This is a genomic window from Pseudomonas sp. GM74, from assembly GCF_000282455.1.
Taxonomy (GTDB): Bacteria; Pseudomonadota; Gammaproteobacteria; order Pseudomonadales; family Pseudomonadaceae; genus Aquipseudomonas.
Map to the genome: position 1 here is coordinate 1 of NZ_AKJG01000058.1, position 18847 is coordinate 18847.

General features: G+C 59.7%; 13 protein-coding genes. 4 read left to right on the forward strand and 9 right to left on the reverse strand.

What is annotated here, in order from left to right:
- Positions 1–169 precede the first annotated feature (169 nt).
- The 5 genes from topA to PMI34_RS14055 all read right to left on the reverse strand — a co-directional run bounded on the left by topA (position 170) and on the right by PMI34_RS14055 (position 7687).
- Positions 170–2797, reverse strand: a complete 2628-nt coding sequence (gene topA, locus PMI34_RS14075) for a type I DNA topoisomerase (RefSeq protein ID WP_008050053.1) — start codon at positions 2795–2797, stop codon at positions 170–172.
- A gap of 114 nt (positions 2798–2911) precedes the next feature.
- The gene (locus tag PMI34_RS14070) at positions 2912–3148 is read right to left on the reverse strand and encodes a DUF1653 domain-containing protein (RefSeq protein ID WP_008050054.1); all 237 of its coding nucleotides are present in this window, start codon (positions 3146–3148) and stop codon (positions 2912–2914) included.
- Positions 3149–3247: 99 nt separating this feature from the next.
- Positions 3248–4423: an acetyl-CoA C-acyltransferase FadA gene (gene fadA, locus PMI34_RS14065; RefSeq protein WP_008023006.1), complete on the reverse strand. Its 1176-nt coding sequence runs from the start codon at positions 4421–4423 to the stop codon at positions 3248–3250.
- Between the two features lie 29 nt (positions 4424–4452).
- Positions 4453–6600 (reverse strand): fatty acid oxidation complex subunit alpha FadB, encoded by a 2148-nt coding sequence (gene fadB / locus PMI34_RS14060; protein WP_008050056.1) that lies wholly within the window; start codon positions 6598–6600, stop codon positions 4453–4455.
- 649 nt (positions 6601–7249) lie between these two features.
- The gene (locus tag PMI34_RS14055) at positions 7250–7687 is read right to left on the reverse strand and encodes a hypothetical protein (RefSeq protein WP_008050058.1); all 438 of its coding nucleotides are present in this window, start codon (positions 7685–7687) and stop codon (positions 7250–7252) included.
- A 104-nt stretch (positions 7688–7791) separates the two neighbouring features.
- Here PMI34_RS14055 and PMI34_RS14050 point away from each other — a divergent pair, with 104 nt between their 5' ends.
- Positions 7792–8232 carry a universal stress protein gene (locus PMI34_RS14050; protein ID WP_008050059.1) on the forward strand — a complete coding sequence of 147 codons (441 nt, stop codon included), beginning with the start codon at positions 7792–7794 and terminating at the stop codon, positions 8230–8232.
- 191 nt (positions 8233–8423) lie between these two features.
- Here PMI34_RS14050 and PMI34_RS14045 read toward each other — a convergent pair whose 3' ends face one another.
- The gene (locus tag PMI34_RS14045; RefSeq protein ID WP_008050061.1) at positions 8424–10343 is read right to left on the reverse strand and encodes an ATP-binding cassette domain-containing protein; all 1920 of its coding nucleotides are present in this window, start codon (positions 10341–10343) and stop codon (positions 8424–8426) included.
- 213 nt (positions 10344–10556) lie between these two features.
- Between PMI34_RS14045 and PMI34_RS14040 the strand changes: the two genes are divergently transcribed.
- Positions 10557–12485 carry a transglycosylase SLT domain-containing protein gene (locus PMI34_RS14040; protein ID WP_008050063.1) on the forward strand — a complete coding sequence of 643 codons (1929 nt, stop codon included), beginning with the start codon at positions 10557–10559 and terminating at the stop codon, positions 12483–12485.
- A 53-nt stretch (positions 12486–12538) separates the two neighbouring features.
- Here the strand turns inward: PMI34_RS14040 and PMI34_RS14035 are convergent, their stop codons facing one another.
- Together PMI34_RS14035 and PMI34_RS14030 are read right to left on the reverse strand one after the other, a co-directional pair.
- A complete protein-coding gene (locus PMI34_RS14035; protein ID WP_008050064.1) occupies positions 12539–13582 on the reverse strand; it encodes a Fic family protein in 1044 nt (347 codons plus the stop codon).
- 68 nt (positions 13583–13650) lie between these two features.
- The gene (locus PMI34_RS14030) at positions 13651–15426 is read right to left on the reverse strand and encodes an ABC transporter transmembrane domain-containing protein (protein ID WP_162130357.1); all 1776 of its coding nucleotides are present in this window, start codon (positions 15424–15426) and stop codon (positions 13651–13653) included.
- A 251-nt stretch (positions 15427–15677) separates the two neighbouring features.
- Here PMI34_RS14030 and PMI34_RS14025 point away from each other — a divergent pair, with 251 nt between their 5' ends.
- A complete protein-coding gene (locus PMI34_RS14025) occupies positions 15678–15857 on the forward strand; it encodes a PA1571 family protein (RefSeq protein WP_008050068.1) in 180 nt (59 codons plus the stop codon).
- 120 nt (positions 15858–15977) lie between these two features.
- Here PMI34_RS14025 and pdxB read toward each other — a convergent pair whose 3' ends face one another.
- The gene (gene pdxB, locus PMI34_RS14020; protein WP_008050069.1) at positions 15978–17120 is read right to left on the reverse strand and encodes a 4-phosphoerythronate dehydrogenase PdxB; all 1143 of its coding nucleotides are present in this window, start codon (positions 17118–17120) and stop codon (positions 15978–15980) included.
- A 164-nt stretch (positions 17121–17284) separates the two neighbouring features.
- On the opposite strand from pdxB, the gene PMI34_RS14015 reads away from it, so the two are divergent.
- Complete coding sequence (locus PMI34_RS14015) at positions 17285–18694, forward strand: MATE family efflux transporter (RefSeq protein ID WP_008050070.1); 1410 nt, start codon at positions 17285–17287, stop codon at positions 18692–18694.
- The last annotated feature ends 153 nt before the right edge of the window (positions 18695–18847 follow it).

Here is an 18847-nt window from a genome sequence, read left to right on the forward strand (position 1 = left end):
GCCGAACGCCGCCTCGCAGGCTCGGCAGCTGCTACAAAGGGTGTCGCGGCTGAAATTGCTTAACTGACTGGCATTACCGCAAGCTCCCCCTTTTTTTTTGCAGGAGCACAAAAAAAGGCCGCATGAAAACCCGAGGGTTCTCATGCGGCCTTTTCATTGCCGCGAAGCTTTACGCTTTCGCAGCTGGACGCTTGTCTTCAACTGTCCACTTGCCGCCGTCGTAGAACGCCTTCCAGCCAGTCGGCTTACCGTCGACTTCGGTCTGCACGTACTGCTCCTTGGTCTTGCGGCTGTAACGGATCACCGCTGGCAGACCATCCGGATCCTTCTTCGGCGCTTCGCAGAGGAAGTGATACTTCGGATCGATCTCATCCTTGTGCGGGATGATCTCCATCACCAGCGGAGCACGGGTCTCGCGGTTTTTCGGGAACTGGCTGGCCGCCAGGAACAGACCGGATGCACCGTCGCGCAGAATGTAGGTGTCGTTGACCTTTTCGCACTTCAGCTCAGGCATTTTCACCGGGTCCATCTTCGGTGGCGCCGCATCACCGCTCTTCAACAGCTTGCGGGTGTTCTTGCACGTCGCGTTGGTGCACCCGAAGAACTTGCCGAATCGACCGGTCTTGAGTTGCATCTCGCTGCCACACTTGTCGCACTCCAGGCTCGGACCTTCATAGCCTTTGATGCGATAAGTGCCCTCTTCGATTTCGTAGCCATCGCAATCCGGGTTGTTACCGCAGATGTGCAGCTTGCGCTTTTCATCGAGCAGGTAGGCGTCCATCGCCGTGCTGCAGATCGGGCAGCGATGCTTGCCACGCAACACCAGCGACTCCGACTCACCCTCGTCGTCCGCAGCGATTTCGTCGCCCGGCACCAGGTTGACGGTAGCCTTGCAGCGCTCTTTCGGCGGCAGGCTGTAGCCCGAGCAACCGAGGAACACACCGGTCGACGCGGTACGGATCTGCATCGGCCGGCCGCAGGTGGTGCACGGAATGTCTGTCATGACCGGCTGGTTGGCACGCATGCCGTTTTCCGGGCTTTCGGCTACTTCGAGTTTCTTCTTGAAGTCGCCGTAGAACTCGTCGAGCACGTTTTTCCAGTCGCGCTCGCCCTGGGCCACGTCATCGAGATGCTCTTCCATGCCGGCGGTGAAGCCGTAGTCCATCAAATGGGAGAAGCTCTCGGACAGTCGCTCGGTGACGATGTCACCCATCTTTTCCGAGTAGAAACGACGGTTGTGCAGCGCCACGTAGCCACGGTCCTGGATGGTCGAAATGATCGCCGCATAGGTCGAAGGACGACCGATGCCGCGTTTTTCCATTTCTTTTACCAGACTGGCTTCCGAGTAACGCGCCGGCGGCTTGGTGAAGTGCTGGGTCGGATCAAGCTTGATCAGCTTCATCGCGTCGCCCTGGGCCATGTCCGGCAGTACGTCGTCATCGCCCGGCTTGGCGATTTGCGGCATGACGCGGGTATAACCGTCGAACTTCAGGATGCGGCCCTTGGCGCGCAGCTCGAAGTCGCCTGCACCCACAGTGACCGTGGTCGACAGGTATTGCGCCGGCAGCATCTGGCAAGCGAGGAACTGGCGCCAGATGAGCTCATAGAGGCGCTCAGCGTCACGCTCCATGCCCGACAGCTTGCTTGGCTCGGTATTGGCGTCGGACGGACGAATCGCTTCGTGAGCCTCTTGTGCGCCTTCCTTGCTGCTGTAGACGTTCGGGGTTTCCGGCAGGTACTTCTTGCCGAACTCGCCTTCAATATAGGTACGCGCCATCGCCACGGCATCAACCGAGAGGTTGGTGGAGTCGGTACGCATATAGGTGATGTAGCCGGCTTCGTACAAACGCTGGGCCATCATCATGGTTTTCTTCACACCGAAGCCCAGGCGGTTACTCGCGGCCTGCTGCAGGGTGGAGGTGATGAACGGCGCCGACGGCTTGCTGCTGGTCGGCTTGTCTTCGCGCTTGACGATGCTGTAGCTGGAAGCCTTGAGCTTCTCCAGCGCGGCCATGGCCTGGGTTTCGTTGAGCGGCTTGAAGGCTTCGCCTTTCTCGCGGGCCACGTCGAAACGCACGGTCGCGCCCTTGGCGGTGCCGAGGTCGGCGTGAACTTCCCAGTACTCTTCCGGGATGAACGCGCGGATTTCACGTTCGCGCTCGACCACCAGCTTCACGGCAACCGATTGCACACGACCGGCGGACAAGCCGCGAGCGATCTTGGCCCACAGTAGCGGCGAAACCATGTAGCCCACGACGCGATCGAGGAAACGACGCGCCTGCTGGGCATTGACGCGGTCGATATCCAGCTCGCCTGGTTTCGAGAAGGCTTCCTGAATCGCCTTCTTGGTAATTTCGTTGAACACCACGCGCTTGTAGCGGGTGTCGTCACCACCGATGGCTTCGCGCAGGTGCCAGGCAATGGCTTCCCCCTCGCGATCCAAGTCGGTTGCGAGATAGATGGTGTCAGCATCCTTGGCGAGCCGGCGCAGCTCTTCGATGACTTTTTCCTTGCCCGGGAGGATCTCGTACTTGGCTTTCCAGCCATGATCCGGATCGACGCCCATGCGCGCGACCAGCTGCTTGCGTGCTTTTTCTTTCGGCGACAGTGCCGGCACTTCACCCGCGGCAGCCTTGCCGCGCTTGGCGGCTGGCTCTTTGCTGGCGCTAGCCGAACCGCTGGTGGGCAGGTCTCGGATATGGCCGATACTCGACTTCACCACGTATTCGTTGCCCAAATACTTGTTGATGGTCTTGGCCTTAGCCGGGGATTCCACAATGACCAGCGATTTGCCCATGGATCGGAAAATTCCTGAATTCGAGAAGTGAAAGGCGGTTGGCGCCTGACGCGGCACCGCTATATATAGTGGCAACAAGGTGAGGTCAAGCGCAGGGTTTTGCGCGCACTCAGCTTATGGCTTGTTAAAAAGGCTTTCTTCGGCCTGCACCAAAGCAAAGCGTGGCACCTGTTCACCGTCAACCTCGACGGACTCCAGGAACATGCTCAAGGGACGCACCCAAAAGCCGTAATCGCCATACAGGGCTTGATAGAAGACCACTTCTTCTTCGGTTTCCGAATGCCGCGCAACACTGAATACGCGGTACTGCGGACCTTTGTAATGTTGGTAGAGCCCAGGTTGTATCGGCATGTTTTGGCCCTCGCTCAAATTTTTTCAAAATAAAAACAAAAATAAATCCGGAAAAACAAAAACCGGGGCACTTGGCCCCGGCTTCCATCAACGAGACGCTTAAACGCGTTCGAAGACGGTGGAGATGCCTTGGCCGAGACCAATGCACATGGTGGCTACCCCGAAGGTACCGCCATTCTGCTTCATCACATTGAGCAAAGTGCCGGAGATCCGCGCACCGGAGCAACCGAACGGGTGGCCCAGGGCGATCGCGCCGCCGTGCAGGTTAACCTTCTCGTTCATCTTGTCGAGTACTTTCAGATCTTTCAGCACCGGCAGGGCCTGTGCGGCGAAAGCTTCGTTGAGCTCGAAGAAGTCGATGTCGGAGATACCCAGACCCGCGCGCTTCAGTGCTTTTTGTGTGGCCGGTACTGGACCATAGCCCATGATTGCCGGATCCACACCTGCCACCGCCATCGAACGAATCACCGCCAGAGGCTGGATGCCCAGGTCCTGTGCGCGCTGCGCCGACATCACGATCATGCACGAGGCACCATCGGTGATCTGCGACGAGGTACCGGCTGTCACGGTGCCGCCCTTCGGATTGAATGCCGGCTTCAGAGCCGCCAGGCTTTCCAGGGTGGTTTCCGGACGAATGGTTTCGTCGTAGTCGAAGGTTTTCAGGAAACCGTTCTCGTCGTAGCCCTGCATCGGGATGATTTCGTCCTTGAACTTGCCTTCCACCGTCGCCTTGTGGGCGAGTTGGTGGGAGCGCACGCCGAAAGCGTCCTGCTGCTCGCGAGTGATGCCGTGCATTTTGCCCAGCATTTCCGCGGTCAGGCCCATCATGCCCGAGGCTTTCGCCGCGTACAGCGACATGTGCGGGTTCGGATCGACACCGTGCATCATGCTCACATGACCCATATGCTCGACGCCACCCACCACGAAAACGTCACCGTTGCCGGTCATGATCGCTTGCGCGGCAGTGTGCAGAGCGCTCATGGACGAGCCGCACAGGCGGCTGACGGTCTGGCCGGCCGAGGTGTGCGGGATCTGGGTCATCAGCGACGCCATGCGCGCGATGTTCCAGCCCTGCTCCAGGGTCTGGTTCACACAGCCCCAGATCACGTCTTCGACTTCGTTCGGGTCGACCTTGACGTTACGTTCCAGCAGTTTGCTGATCAGGTGCGCCGACATGTCTTCGGCGCGGGTGTTGCGGTGCATGCCGCCCTTGGAGCGGCCCATCGGAGTACGACCGAAGTCGACAATTACGACGTCTCTAGGATTCAAGCTCATAAGTTCACTCTCACTCTAGTTGGGGGCGCTTAACCGAAGAAGCTCTGGCCGTTCTTGGCCATTTCGCGCAGCTTCGCGGTCGGGTGGTACAGCGCGCCCAAATCAGCGTACTGGTCAGCCAGGGCAACGAACTCTGCCACACCGATCGAATCGATGTAACGCAGCGCACCGCCACGGAATGGAGGGAAACCAATACCGTAGACCAGACCCATGTCGGCTTCGGCAGCGGTTTCGACGATGCCGTCTTCCAGGCAACGCACGGTTTCCAGGCACAGCGGGATCATCATCCAGTTGATGATGTCTTCGTCGGTGACTTCGCGCTGCTCGTAAACGATCGGCTTGAGCACTTCCAGCACCGAAGGATCGGCCACTTTCTTCTGCTTGCCGCGCTTGTCGGTCTCGTAGGCGTAGAAGCCCTTGCCGTTCTTCTGGCCCAGGCGCTTGGCTTCATAGAGCACGTCGACGGCCGAGCGACGGTCGTCCTTCATGCGGTCCGGGAAGCCTTCAGCCATCACGTCACGACCGTGGTGACCGGTGTCGATGCCGACCACGTCCATCAGGTAGGCCGGGCCCATGGGCCAGCCGAACTTTTCCATGATCTTGTCGATACGGACGAAGTCCACACCGGCGCTGACCAGCTTGGCGAAGCCGCCGAAGTACGGGAACAGGACGCGGTTGACCAGGAAGCCCGGGCAGTCGTTGACGACGATCGGGTTCTTGCCCATTTTCTTGGCATAGGCAACGGTGGTGGCAACCGCCAGCTCGCTGGACTTCTCGCCACGGATCACTTCCACCAGCGGCATCATGTGCACCGGGTTGAAGAAGTGCATGCCGACGAAGTTTTCCGGACGCTTGAGGGCCTTGGCCAGCAAGGTGATGGAAATGGTCGAAGTGTTGGACGCCAGGATGGTGTCCTCCTTGACCTTGTCTTCAACTTCAGCCAGTACCGCTTGCTTGACCTTCGGGTTCTCGACGACCGCTTCGACCACCAGGTCCACGTGACCGAAATCACCGTAGGACAGAGTTGGACGAATGCCGTTGAGCACTTCAGCCATTTTCGCAGCGGTCATGCGACCTTTATCAACGCGGCCAACCAGCAGCTTGGCGGCTTCGGCCAGACCCTGCTCGATACCGTGCTCGTTGATGTCCTTCATCAGGATCGGCGTGCCTTTGGAAGCCGACTGATAGGCGATACCGCCACCCATGATGCCGGCGCCCAGTACGGCGGCCTGCTTCACGTCCTTGGCGATTTCGTCGTAGGCCTTGGCCTTTTTCTTCAGTTCCTGATCGTTCAGGAACAAGCCGATCAAGCTCTGCGCGGCAGAGGTCTTGGCCAGCTTGACGAAACCGGCAGCTTCGATTTCCAGCGCCTTGTCGCGACCGAAGTTCGCGGCTTTCTGGATGGTCTTGATCGCTTCAACCGGCGCCGGGTAGTTCGGGCCAGCCTGGCCGGCGACGAAACCCTTGGCGGTTTCGAAAGCCATCATTTGTTCGATGGCGTTCAGCTTGAGTTTTTCCAGCTTCGGCTGGCGCTTGGCCTTGTAGTCGAACTCGCCGGAGATGGCGCGCTTGATCAGTTCCAGCGCGGCATTCTGCAGCTGCTCAGGAGCTACCACCGCGTCGACGGCGCCGACTTTCAGCGCGTCTTCAGGACGGTTTTCCTTGCCGGCGGCAATCCATTCGATGGCGTTGTCGGCGCCGATCAGGCGCGGCAGACGCACGGTACCGCCAAAGCCCGGGTAGATGCCCAGCTTGACTTCCGGCAGACCGATCTTGGCCTTGGTGGACATGACGCGGTAGTCCGCCGCCAGGCACATTTCCAGACCGCCACCCAACGCGATGCCGTTGATGGCAACAACAGTCGGGACATTGAGGTCTTCGAAATCGCTGAAAATCTTGTTGGCTTCGAGGTTGCCAGCAACAAGTTCTGCATCCGGCAGCTTGAAGTTGTCGACAAATTCGGTGATGTCGGCACCGACGATGAACACGTCCTTGCCACTGCTGACGATCACGCCCTTGATCGAAGCATCTGCCTTGATGGTGTCTACGGCCTGACGCAGTTCGTTCAGGGTTAGACGGTTGAACTTGTTGACGGACTCACTCTTGAGGTCGAACTTCAGTTCGACGATGCCACTTTCAAGAGCCTTAACCGTGATGGCTTTACCTTCGTAAATCATCAACTGATCTCCACGATATGGAAGCTGAACAGTACACGTCGGACGCAGGCGAAGGCTTCGCAGGGACGTTAATCGTCGATGCTACGCCTATCCACCCGGCACACCCGCCAACGCGATAGTCGGGATTCTGTAGGAGCGATCTGAAATACAAACGCTCAATTCATACGCCCGTTTGATTTGGGTACGTCACCTTCACGGAATTTCCGACAATTGTCAATCGCCTGAAACACGGGTTGAAACGCGACTTTCCGGTCATATCCGTACTGCGAAGACCTTAAACACGCCGAAGCATGCAAGGTCATTCATAGAATCAATTGTTAGAAAATTCGCCCTAATTCGCTGCAGCCCATGTTTAACAAGCTACGCTGGCGGAACCCAGGGGAAAATTGTGAACGCTTTTGGCGAATGCCCAGCGCAAGATCAGCCAACACCGATTTACCGGCCTGCCTGGCCAATTCCAGCCCGATGATGAATGTCGGGCTTTTTATTGCCTTCTGTAGCAGCTGCCGAGCCTGCGAGGCTGCGTTCGGCGACGAAGTCGTCGTAAACCCTGAGCGCACGATCAGCCTGATGTACCACGGCGCCTGATTTACGACTGCTTCGCAGCCGGACGCAGCCTCGCAGGCTCGGCAGCTGCTACAGATCCGTTTCAGGCAAGGGCTTTGAGCGTTGCATCGATCTGTTGCAAAACTTCGGCCTCGCCCTTCTCGCCCCAATACAAGGCGATCAATTGTTTGTCGGCCTCGACCTTGAAGACATTGCCCGGCAATTTTTCAAAATGATCGAGCAGCGCCCGATCTTCACAGACTTCCTGCCACTGATTGACCCAGACACCCGGTGATTTTTGCCAGTAACTCCAGCACGCCGGCTGACTGCCACGTCGTGGACGATGGTACTGGGCGCAGGGGCTCGGCGGCTCCTGGCTGAGCCAGTGTGGCCACTCCTGGGGCGCCAATTGCATGGCCAGGCCGATGCGCCGGGCCTCCATCCGCAAGGCTATGCGCCCGCTCTGAGCTCGCGACGGCCGCAACCATGCCAGCGGGCTCAGCACCACCAACAGGATTGACACCACTATCCAGACCGTCATATCTGTACTCCCGAATTTGAATGAGCCCATTGTGTCACTTTGGAACCAATGCGCTTGAAACCAGCCATACTTACCAATATTGCATCCCTCAGGAGGAGCACCTCATGCCCTACAACCATATTCTGGTCGCTGTAGATCTGACCGAAGAGTGCGACCCTGTGATTCACCGCGCTCGCGAACTGTCGGTGAGCAACGGTGCGAAATTGTCGCTGGTGCACATTGTCGAGCCGATGGCGATGGCCTTCGGCGGCGACGTGCCGATGGACCTGTCACAACTGCAACAGCAGCAGTTCGATCAGGCCAAGGAGCGCCTTGAACGCCTGAAGCACAAATACTCAGAGCTTGAGGGCTCCAATTGCCACCTCACCTACGGCCAGCCACGCCAGGAAATCCATCACTTCGCCAAGGAACAGCAATGCGACCTGATCGTTGTGGGCAGCCATGGCCGACACGGCCTGGCACTACTGCTGGGTTCCACCGCCAATGACGTGCTGCATGGCGCGCCTTGCGATGTGCTGGCAGTTCGCCTGCAAAACAAAAGCTGACAACACAAATCATTGTGGGAGCGGGCTTGCTCGCGAAAGCGGTGTGACAATCGACCCATTCGTTGAATGTTGAACCGCCTTCGCGAGCAAGCCCGCTCCCACATTGGATCTACAGCAGCCCGCAGATTGTATTGCATACGAAAAGCCCGGCGCTCATCACTGAACGCCGGGCTTTTTTATTGCAGGATCAATCAGGCATCCAGCTCGGCCCAACGCTCGACCATCACGTCGAGTTCAGCCTGCAACTGCTCCAGCTGAGCAATCACCGCAGCGGTTTCAGCAGCAGGACGCTGGTAGAAGCCGGCATCCGCCATTTGCGCTTCAACGGCGGCAATCTGCTGCTCCATGGCTTCGATCTGGCCCGGCAACGCTTCCAGTTCGCGCTGCAACTTGTAGCTGAGCTTTTTCTTTGCCACTGGCGCTTCGACGACTGCAGCAACCGGCGCAGGCTCGGCCTTCACCACCGCGGAGTTCAGGTCGGCCTTGCCGGACTTGCTCTCGGTCACGCCCAGCAGGCGCGGCGAGCCGCCCTGGCGCAGCCAGTCCTGATAGCCACCGACGTACTCGCGAACCTTGCCTTCACCTTCGAAGACCAGGGTGCTGGTGACCACGTTGTCGAGGAATGCCCGGTCGTGGCTGACCATCAGTACGGTGCCGTTGAAGGTCAGCAAGACCTCTTCGAGCAATTCGAGGGTTTCGACGTCGAGGTCGTTGGTCGGTTCGTCGAGTACCAGCAGGTTCGCCGGCTTACTGAACAGCTTGGCCAGCAACAGACGGGCGCGCTCGCCACCGGACAGCGCCTTGACCGGCGTGCGGGCACGCTGCGGGCTGAACAGGAAGTCACCGAGGTAGCTCAGCACGTGGCGGCTCTGGCCGTCGATATCGATGAAGTCGCGCCCCTCGGCCACGTTGTCGATCACGGTTTTTTCCAGGTCCAGCTGATGGCGCAACTGGTCGAAGTAGGCGACATCGATCCTGGTACCCTCTTCAACCTTGCCGCTGGTCGGCTGCAAGCCGCTGAGCATCAGCTTCAGCAGCGTGGTCTTGCCGGTACCGTTGGCGCCGAGCAGACCGATACGGTCGCCACGCTGCAGCACCATGGAGAAGTCCTTGATCAGGAACGGGCCATCCGGGTGAGCGAAGCTCACGTTATCCAGGACCATCACTTGCTTGCCGGACTTGTCGGCGGTTTCCAGCTGGATATTGGCCTTGCCGGTACGCTCACGACGCTCGCTGCGCTCGACACGCAAGGCCTTGAGTGCACGCACGCGACCTTCGTTACGGGTACGACGGGCCTTGATGCCCTGGCGAATCCACACTTCTTCCTGGGCCAGGCGCTTGTCGAACAGCGCGTTTGCGGTTTCTTCGGCCGCCAGCGCGGCTTCCTTGTGCACGAGGAAACTGGCGTAGTCGCCGTTCCAGTCGATCAGGCCGCCGCGATCCAGTTCGAGGATGCGGGTTGCCAGGTTCTGCAGGAAAGAACGGTCGTGCGTGATGAACAGCACGGCGCCCTGGAAATCCTTCAGCGCTTCTTCAAGCCAGGCGATGGCACCGATGTCCAGGTGGTTGGTTGGTTCGTCGAGCAGCAGCAGGTCCGGCTCGGACACCAGGGCCTGGGCCAGCAGGACGCGACGACGCCAGCCGCCGGACAACTCGGCGAGGGTCTTGTCGGCCGGCAGTTGCAGGCGGCTCAGGGTGCTGTCGACCAGCGTCTGCAAGCGCCAGCCATCGCGGGCTTCGAGGTCGTGCTGGACGTGCATCAGTTTGTCCAGATCGGCATCGGTGACGATGTTCTGGCTCAGGTGGTGATATTCGGCGAGCAAGGCGCCAACGCCGTCCAGGCCTTCGGCCACCACGTCGAACACTGTCCGCTCGTCGGCCACCGGCAATTCTTGCGGCAATTCGCCGATCTTGAGCCCGGGCGCGCGCCAAACGGAGCCGTCATCGGGCTTTTGGTCGCCCTTGACGAGCTTCATCATGCTGGACTTGCCAGTGCCGTTGCGGCCGATGATGCACACCCGCTCACCACGGGCGATCTGCCAGGACACCTTGTCCAACAACGGCATAGCGCCGAAAGCAAGGGACACATCGCTGAATTTGAGCAGGGTCATGAGCTTCTCCAAAAACCGGGCGCGCATTCTACCTGACTTGAGGCTCCAGAAGGCCGGCAATTTCACTCTCGCAGCACTCTGCATGACAAATGTTGCGAACTGATGCGGGAAGACCCGCAAAGCTTTCACCGGCTGCTGGCAAAAGGCTAAGCTACAGACAATTCAGCGCGGGCCCGGCCCGCGCTTGTCATGTTTTCTCTGCCTGGACGTCTCATGCGCAGTCGCCTTTTCAATCTTTTATCTGCTTTTTTACTGTCTGCCGCTGCCGTTCAATCCGCCCAGGCGGTGGACCTGTCCACCCAACGCCAGTATTACGATGAAGCCAAGCGCGCCTTGGCCAAGGGCGATAGCGGCCCGTATTTCCGTTACAGCCAGGCCCTCGCCGATTATCCGCTGGAACCCTACCTGGCGTACGACGAGCTGACCGCGCGGCTTAAAACCGCGAGCAACGCCGAAATCGAGAAATTCCTCGCCGAACACGGTGACCTGCCCCAGGCCAACTGGATGAAGCTGCGCTGGTTGCGCTGGCTGGCGGATCGGGGTGACTGGGCGACCTTCGTCAAGTATTACGACCCGAAAATGAACTTCACCGAGCTGGACTGCCTGAATGCGCAGTACCAGCTCAGCCACAATCTCAAGGCCGAAGGTAATGCCAACGCCGAAAAACTCTGGCTGACCGGCAAATCCCAACCCGAAGCCTGTGACACGCTGTTCGGCATGTGGGCCGCCGAAGGCCAGTTGACCGAACAAAAACGCTGGGAGCGCGCCAAGCTCGCGGCCCAGGCGCGCAACTACCCGCTGGCCAACAGCCTGGTCAATGGCATGGCCACCCTCGCCCCTCGCGGTCGCTTGCTGGTGGACGTCGCGCAGAAACCGGAACTGCTCAACCAGCCATCACGCTTCACCCCGGCCGATGAAGCCATGTCCGACGTGGTCAGCCTCGGTCTGCGCCGCCTGGCCCGCCAGGATCCGGACAGAGCCATGAATCTGCTCGACGGCTACGCCAGCAGCATGCATTTCTCCCGGGATGAAAAAGTGGCGATCGCCCGGGAAATCGGGCTGACCCTCGCCAAACGTTTCGATGGTCGAGCCCTGGACGTCATGACCAAATACGACCCGGAGCTGCGCGACAATACGGTTTCCGAATGGCGCCTGCGCCTGCTCCTGCGCCTGGCGCGCTGGGACGATGCCTATCAGTTGACCCGCCGCCTGCCCCAGGACCTGGCCAACACCAACCGCTGGCGTTACTGGCAGGCCCGCAGCCTGGAACTGGCGCAGCCGCAGAATCCGGAGGCCCTGACACTCTATAAAAACCTGGCCCGCGAACGCGACTTCTATGGTTTCCTCGCCGCCGATCGCTCACAGTCGCCCTACTCGCTGCTCAACAAACCGCTGGTGCTCAGCCAGGCCACCATCAACAAGGTGCGCAATACCCCCGGCGTGCGCCGCGCCCTGGAGCTGCACGCCCGCGGGCAGATCGTCGATGGCCGGCGCGAGTGGTACTACGTGAGCCGTCACTTCAGCCGCGACGAAATGGTCGCCCAAGCCAAACTGGCCTACGACCTGAAGTGGTATTTCCCGGCGATCCGCACCATCAGTCAGGCGCAGTATTGGGATGACCTGGATATCCGTTTCCCGATGGCCCACCGCAATACGCTGGTGCGTGAAGCGAAGAACCGCGGCCTGCATCCAAGCTGGGCGTTCGCCATCACCCGCCAGGAAAGTGCGTTCATGGACGACGCCCGCTCCGGGGTCGGTGCTTCGGGCCTGATGCAACTGATGCCCGCCACCGCCAAGGAAACCGCACGCAAGTTCAGCATTCCCTATAGCTCGCCACAGCAACTGCTGGATCCGGACAAGAACATCCAGCTCGGCGCCGCGTATTTGAGCCAGGTACACAGCCAGTTCAACGGCAACCGCGTCCTCGCCTCCGCCGCCTACAACGCCGGCCCCGGCCGAGTGCGCCAGTGGCTGCGCGGTGCGGACCACCTGAGTTTCGACGTTTGGGTGGAAAGCATTCCGTTCGACGAAACCCGCCAGTACGTGCAAAACGTGCTGTCGTATTCGGTGATCTATGGCGACAAGCTCAACTCACCACAGCCGATCGTGGATTGGCATGAGCGGTTCTTCGACGATCAATGATTCAAATCAACTCGTAAAAAAACCCGCATCACAGATGCGGGCTTTTTTAATGCTCAAGGTTTCTTCGCCGACTTGAGCCGTGCGAAGACCTGTTTTCCAAGCTGGGTCAGGCGATACTTTTGTGCCGGACTACTTGGCGATTCGGGATAGGTCATTTCTATCCATTCGACCGCTAATGCAGGCCGGAGATAGTTAGCCCTGAAGGTCGCCTTGTGCACCAATCCTATGTCAGCCATCAATTCGCTGATCTTACGCGGACCGTTAACATTCAGCACAGAAAGCAACTTCTCTACTGAGTCGGTTACCAGGTCGGTTACTGGGTCGATTTCTGGCTCAGCCAGTACTGCCTCCGAGAGTGCAACACTCATAGCTTGCAACATGAACTCTACGAAAGGTGTGGATTCGGCCAATTGATCGGCCGCCGACAATGCCGCGTAGTACGCCTCCTGCTGGTCCCGAATCACCACCTCAACCGGCAAATAAGACAATGCCGGGCGCCACTGACTGAGTATCAGGGTTTGCCAAAGGCGTCCCATACGTCCGTTACCGTCAGCGAAGGGATGGATAAACTCGAACTCATAATGAAAGACGCAACTGGCAATCAGCGGATGCCAATCCGAGGCGCGCAGCCACGCCAACAAGTCGTCAATCAAGTGCACAACGCGACTCGGTGGCGGCGCCATATGGATCAACTTGTCGCCACGATAGATACCCACGCCGGCTCGGCGAAACTGCCCGCATTCATCAATCAATCCGCCCATCAGCAATTCATGAGCACGCAGTAAATCGCTCCGGCTGCTTGGCTGCCAATCAGGCATGGCTTCGTAAGCAGCAAACGCATTTCGTACTTCCTGGATTTCCCGAGGCAACCCCAGCACACGCTGCCCCGCCAGAACGGCAGTCACCTGCTCGATGCTCAGCGTATTGTTTTCGATGGCCAAAGAAGCCTGAATCGTTCGAATCCGATTGCCACGACGCAATTGAGGCGTCTGCAGGCGTTCGTCCATCGCTGTAAGCTGACCGATCTGTTCGCTGATATCGGCGATGAGCGACAACATTTTCGTCGTCAAGGTCAACGGTGGTTGATAACGGCTCATACCTTCATCCGGGCTCATAACAGAGGACGACATAATGCCCGAACCGGGCGTCATTCATCAGTGGTCATTCATGCCGCTTCATGTCCATCACTGAACTGCAACGCCGCCAACCGGGCATACAGGGCATTGCTGGCAATCAGCTCCTGATGCGTGCCCACCGCCACCAGTTTCCCTTGGTCCATCACCGCGATTCGGTCGGCGTTTTTCACCGTGGCCAGGCGATGGGCAATGACCAGGGTGGTACGGTTTTTCATCAGGCTCGGCAGTGCCTGCTGGATCAGGTGTTCGCTCTGGGCGTCGAGGGCGCTGGTGGCTTCGTCCAGGAGCAGGATCGGCGCGTCCACCAGTAATGCGCGGGCGATGGCCAGGCGTTGGCGCTGGCCGCCGGACAAACCGAGACCGCCGTCCCCCAGATGAGTCTGATAACCGTTGGGCATGGCTTCGATAAAGTCATGGGCGTAAGCGATTTTGGCCGCTTCCTGCACCTCGGCCAATGTCGCCTGCGGATTGCCGTAGCGAATGTTTTCTTCAATGCTGCCGAAAAACAGCGCCGGGGTTTGCGACACCAGGGCGAAACAGCGGCGCAGGTCCAACGGATCAAGCTGAGTCAACGGCACGCCATCGAGCAGGATGCGCCCCTCGGCCGGGTCGTAAAAACGCAGCAGCAAGTCATACACCGTGGATTTGCCGGCCCCTGACGGCCCGACCAGCGCCAGCGTCTCACCGGCATTGATGGTCAGGCTCAACCCGTCGACGGCATAACTTTCCGGCCGCGACGGGTAGGAAAAACGCACATTGTGCAGCTGCAATTGGCCATCGACCCGCTCCGGCAGTTTCACCGCGCCCGCCACTGGCGGCAGGATGATGTTTTCCGAACGCAGCAACTCGGCAATCCGCTCGGCCGCGCCGGCTGCCCGCTGCAATTCGCCAATCACTTCGCTCAACGTACCGAACGCGCTGCCGACGATCAGGCTGTAGAACACGAACGCCGCCAGCTCGCCGGCGGAAATTCGCCCGGCGATGACATCCATGCCGCCGACCCAGAGCATCACCCCGACCGCACCCAGAACCAACACGATCACCAGGGTAATCAGCCAGGCTCGCTGAAAGATGCGCTTGCGTGCGGTGTTGAACGCCTCTTCCACGGTCACGGCAAACCGGCGCTCGTCCTGGGCCTGATGGTTGTAGGCCTGCACGGTCTTGATCTGGCCCAGGGTTTCCGACACATAGCTGCCGATATCGGCAATCCGGTCCTGGCTAAGGCGCGAGAGGTTACGCACCCGGCGCCCGAAGATCAGGATCGGCGCGATCACCAGGGGCAAGGCGACCACCACGATGCTGGTGAGCTTGGGGTTGGTGATGAACAACAGGACGATCCCGCCGATCACCATCAACAGATTGCGCAGGAACAATGACAGCGAAGAGCCGATGACCGATTGCAGCAGCGTGGTGTCGGCGGTCAGGCGGGACTGGATTTCCGAACTGCGATTGTCTTCGTAAAACCCCGGGTGCAGGTAAATCAAATGATTGAACACGTTGCGACGGATGTCGGCGACACAGCGCTCGCCGATCCACGACACCAGGTAAAACCGTGCAAAGGTTCCGATCGCCAACCCCGCCACCAGCAACATGAACAGACCGATGGACTGATTGAGCAGGTGCGGTGACTGGGTCATGAACCCCTTGTCCACCAGCAGACGGATGCCCTGCCCCATGGACAAGGTGATGCCGGCGGTGGCGATCAACGCCAGCAAGGCGCCAAAGGCCTGCCAGCGATACGGCGCGATAAAACGACTGGCCAGGCGAATGGCACGGCGGTGACGGGCAGAGAGCATCGTAATCATCCTGGTCAAGGCAGTCATTAGGGTCAGCCTATACCGCTCAATGGGGTGGCTCGCTGCAAATCACAATGAGTCGGGTTGATTATGTCCACCAACACTAGAGGCTAGACGCTATTGATCTAAAGTTCGGGTAGCCACGGGAAGGCATTTCTGCTGGACTGGTTCTGTCCCCCCGGAAAGATCGCAGGGAGTTGTCACAGCCCGGTCACCTGGCGGTTCTACAGTAAGCTAACAACCTGATGAGGAGACAGGCCATGTCCTTGCAATACAGCAGCGATGACAAGATTCAAGTGATCCGCACGCAACCAGACCAGTCTCTGGGTTGCTCGATTATTGACGAGCAGGGTCGCGAAGTACCGATCACTGAAGAAATGATCCAGAAAGCTTGCAGCGAACTGGAAAAGCGATTGGTCAAACCTGCCGAACAAAAGTGATATAGCCACCGTCTTCTTGACCCGGCCCTTTGTTGGCCGGGTTTTTTATGGGCGTCTGTCCGGACATTGTGGGGCGCCCTTCGCGAGCGAGACGGATCGCGAAGGGGCCGCCACGGTCTATCAGATTGCCGTAGCCCCCAATGCCGCCACAATCCTGCGCAACTCAGGCGCATCCCCCTCGATCTGCACCTGCAGCCCGTCGATCTCGCGGCGCGACGGGTATTGCTTGCGCAGCACATCGAATGCCGCACGCTGCTCGCCGACACTGCCGACCAGGCTGCGGCGGAAATCGGCATCGTCACGACGCGGGTCATACACGCCACGGCACAGCATCGCCAACGCCCAGGCCGGGTCGCTTTGCGCATTGAGGGTCACATGCGACAGCCACGGTGCCGGCAGCAAATCGCCCAGGCTGAGGCGGGCCGGTTGCCCGAGGAAATCGCAATAGGCCTGATAAATCTGCGCGGTGCCCCGCTGCTTGCCGTCGAGGCTGTAACCGGCAATGTGTGGCGTTGCCAACACGCAGAGTTCGGCCAACGCCACATCGACTTCAGGCTCGCCTTCCCAGACATCGAGCACTGCTTGCAGGTCTTCGCGCTCCAGCAGCACGTCGCGCAGTGCCGCGTTGTTGACCACCGGCCCGCGACTGGCATTGATCAGCCAGGTGCCGGACCTGAGCTGGTTCAGACGTTTTTCATCGAACAAGTGCCAGGTCGATTGCTGCCCCTGCTTGGTCAATGGCGTGTGCAGGCTGATGACGTCGCACTCGTCGATGATCTGCTCGAGGCTGACGTAATCCCCGCCTTCCGCAGCTTGCCGAGGTGGATCGCATACCTGCACCTTCCAGCCCAGGCCTTGCAGGACCTTGACCAACCGGCCACCCACTTCGCCGGCACCGACCACGCCATAGGTGCGCCGGGTCAGGTCGACACCTTCGATTTCAGCCAGGGTCAGCAGACTGCCGAGCACATAGTCGACCACGCCGCGGGCATTGCAGCCCGGAGCGCTGGACCAGGTGATACCGGCCTGCTGAAAGTAATTCAGGTCCAGATGATCGGTGCCGATGGTGCACGTACCGACAAAGCGCACCTTGCTGCCCTCGAGCAGCGCGCGATTGACGTTGGTCACCGAGCGCACCAACAACACATCGGCCTGCTCGACCGTGGCGCGGTCGATGGCCCGACCCGGTACCCGGCGGATTTCACCGAAACCTCCGAAGAAGGCATCGAGCAGGGGGATATTTTCGTCGGCAACAATCAGCATGGCAGGCTCCTTTGGGGGATCGGCAGTTTAGGCGCAGATACCTCATCGCGCCTAGCACGCCGCTCGCAGATGATTACAAATCCACAACACGGGCCTTTTCCTGACTGGCGCGTCAACGCGTAGAATGCGCGCCTGTGCATCAATACCTTTTGGACGTTTCGCCATTGAATCCTGTAATTGAGAATACCGCCGCCATTGCTCCGGCGCGGACGACGCCCGTTCGCCTGGAACTCAAAGGCCTGCTCAGCCTGGCCCTGCCCATCATGATCGCGCAACTGGCCACCACGGCCATGGGCTTCGTCGATGCGGTGATGGCCGGCCGCGTCAGCCCGCGGGACCTGGCCTCTGTGGCCCTGGGCAATTCGATCTGGATTCCGGTCTACCTGTTGATGTCCGGCGTCCTGCTGGCCACTACACCCAAGGTCGCGCAACGCTTTGGCGCCGGTCAATTTGACGAAATCGGCCCGCTGGTACGCCAGGCGTTGTGGCTCGCACTGTGTGTCGGGTTGATCGGCAGTGGCCTGCTGCTCGGCGCCGAGCCGATCCTGCACTGGATGAAAGTCGATCCGCAATTGATCGAGCCGAGCATGGGTTACCTGCACGGGATCGCCTTCGGCTTGCCGGGCATGGCGTTTTATTACGTGCTGCGCTGCTACAGCGATGGCATGGGGCGGACCCGTCCGAGTATGGTCATCGGCTTGTGCGGTCTACTGTTGAACATCCCCCTGAACTACACGTTGATCTACGGCCATTTCGGCGCACCGGCCCTGGGCGGCGTCGGTTGCGGCTGGGCCAGCGGCATCGTGATGTGGTTCATGGCGCTGAGTATGGCCGGCTGGACCTTCTGGGCCCCCTTCTATGCCCGCACCCGTGTGCTGGTGCGCTTCGACCGCCCGAAATGGGCCGTGATCAAGCGCCTGGTCAGCATTGGCCTGCCGATCGGTATCGCCGTCTTCGCCGAGTCCAGCATCTTCGCGGTCATTGCCCTGTTGATCGGCAGTCTGGGCTCCACCGTGGTGGCCGGGCATCAAATCGCCCTGAATATCAGCTCGTTGCTGTTCATGATTCCTTACTCCCTGGGCATGGCGGTGACCGTGCGGGTCGGCCAGGCACTGGGGGCCGGCAACCCCTGGCAGGCGCGCTTCGCGGCGAAAGTCGGGCTCGGCGCGGCACTGGTGTTCGCGGCGTTTTCGGCGGCCCTGATCCTGCTGCTGCGCGAACCTATCGCCTCGATCTACACGCCTGACAAGGCCGTGATCCAGATAGCGTCGATGTTGATTGTGTACGCCGCGCTGTACCAGTTTTCCGATGCCATCCAGGTGATTTGCGCGGGCGCGCTGCGTGGATACCAGGACACCCGAGTGACGATGATCCTGACCTTGTTCGCCTATTGGGGCATCGGCCTGCCGGTCGGCTACGTGCTGGGACTGACCGATTGGTTCGGCCCGGCCAGCGGCCCGAGCGGGCTGTGGGAAGGGTTGATTGCCGGTTTGAGCTGTGCGGCGCTGATGCTGTCGATCCGCCTGACGCTCAGTGCACGCAAACGGATTCGTAATAGCCAATCGATGGGCTAAGCGCACACAAAAAAAGACCTGCACTGGTTAATGCCAGTCAGTTAAGCGAACCCTGACGCTACGCCTTCTTTGTAGCAGCTGCCGAAGGCTGCGTCCGGCTGCGCAGCAGTCGTAAATCCGGCTTGCACGATCTCTCTGACGTACCGCGAACTC

Excerpts from the sequence above, each read along its gene's own strand:
- topA (WP_008050053.1), bottom strand. The coding sequence starts at position 2,797 with ATGGGCAAATCGCTGGTCATTGTGGAATCCCCGGCTAAGGCCAAGACC.
- PMI34_RS14070 (WP_008050054.1), bottom strand. The coding sequence starts at position 3,148 with ATGCCGATACAACCTGGGCTCTACCAACATTACAAAGGTCCGCAGTAC.
- fadA (WP_008023006.1), bottom strand. The coding sequence starts at position 4,423 with ATGAGCTTGAATCCTAGAGACGTCGTAATTGTCGACTTCGGTCGTACT.
- fadB (WP_008050056.1), bottom strand. The coding sequence starts at position 6,600 with ATGATTTACGAAGGTAAAGCCATCACGGTTAAGGCTCTTGAAAGTGGC.
- PMI34_RS14055 (WP_008050058.1), bottom strand. The coding sequence starts at position 7,687 with ATGACGGTCTGGATAGTGGTGTCAATCCTGTTGGTGGTGCTGAGCCCG.
- PMI34_RS14050 (WP_008050059.1), top strand. The coding sequence starts at position 7,792 with ATGCCCTACAACCATATTCTGGTCGCTGTAGATCTGACCGAAGAGTGC.
- PMI34_RS14045 (WP_008050061.1), bottom strand. The coding sequence starts at position 10,343 with ATGACCCTGCTCAAATTCAGCGATGTGTCCCTTGCTTTCGGCGCTATG.
- PMI34_RS14040 (WP_008050063.1), top strand. The coding sequence starts at position 10,557 with ATGCGCAGTCGCCTTTTCAATCTTTTATCTGCTTTTTTACTGTCTGCC.
- PMI34_RS14035 (WP_008050064.1), bottom strand. The coding sequence starts at position 13,582 with ATGAGCCGTTATCAACCACCGTTGACCTTGACGACGAAAATGTTGTCG.
- PMI34_RS14030 (WP_162130357.1), bottom strand. The coding sequence starts at position 15,426 with ATGATTACGATGCTCTCTGCCCGTCACCGCCGTGCCATTCGCCTGGCC.
- PMI34_RS14025 (WP_008050068.1), top strand. The coding sequence starts at position 15,678 with ATGTCCTTGCAATACAGCAGCGATGACAAGATTCAAGTGATCCGCACG.
- pdxB (WP_008050069.1), bottom strand. The coding sequence starts at position 17,120 with ATGCTGATTGTTGCCGACGAAAATATCCCCCTGCTCGATGCCTTCTTC.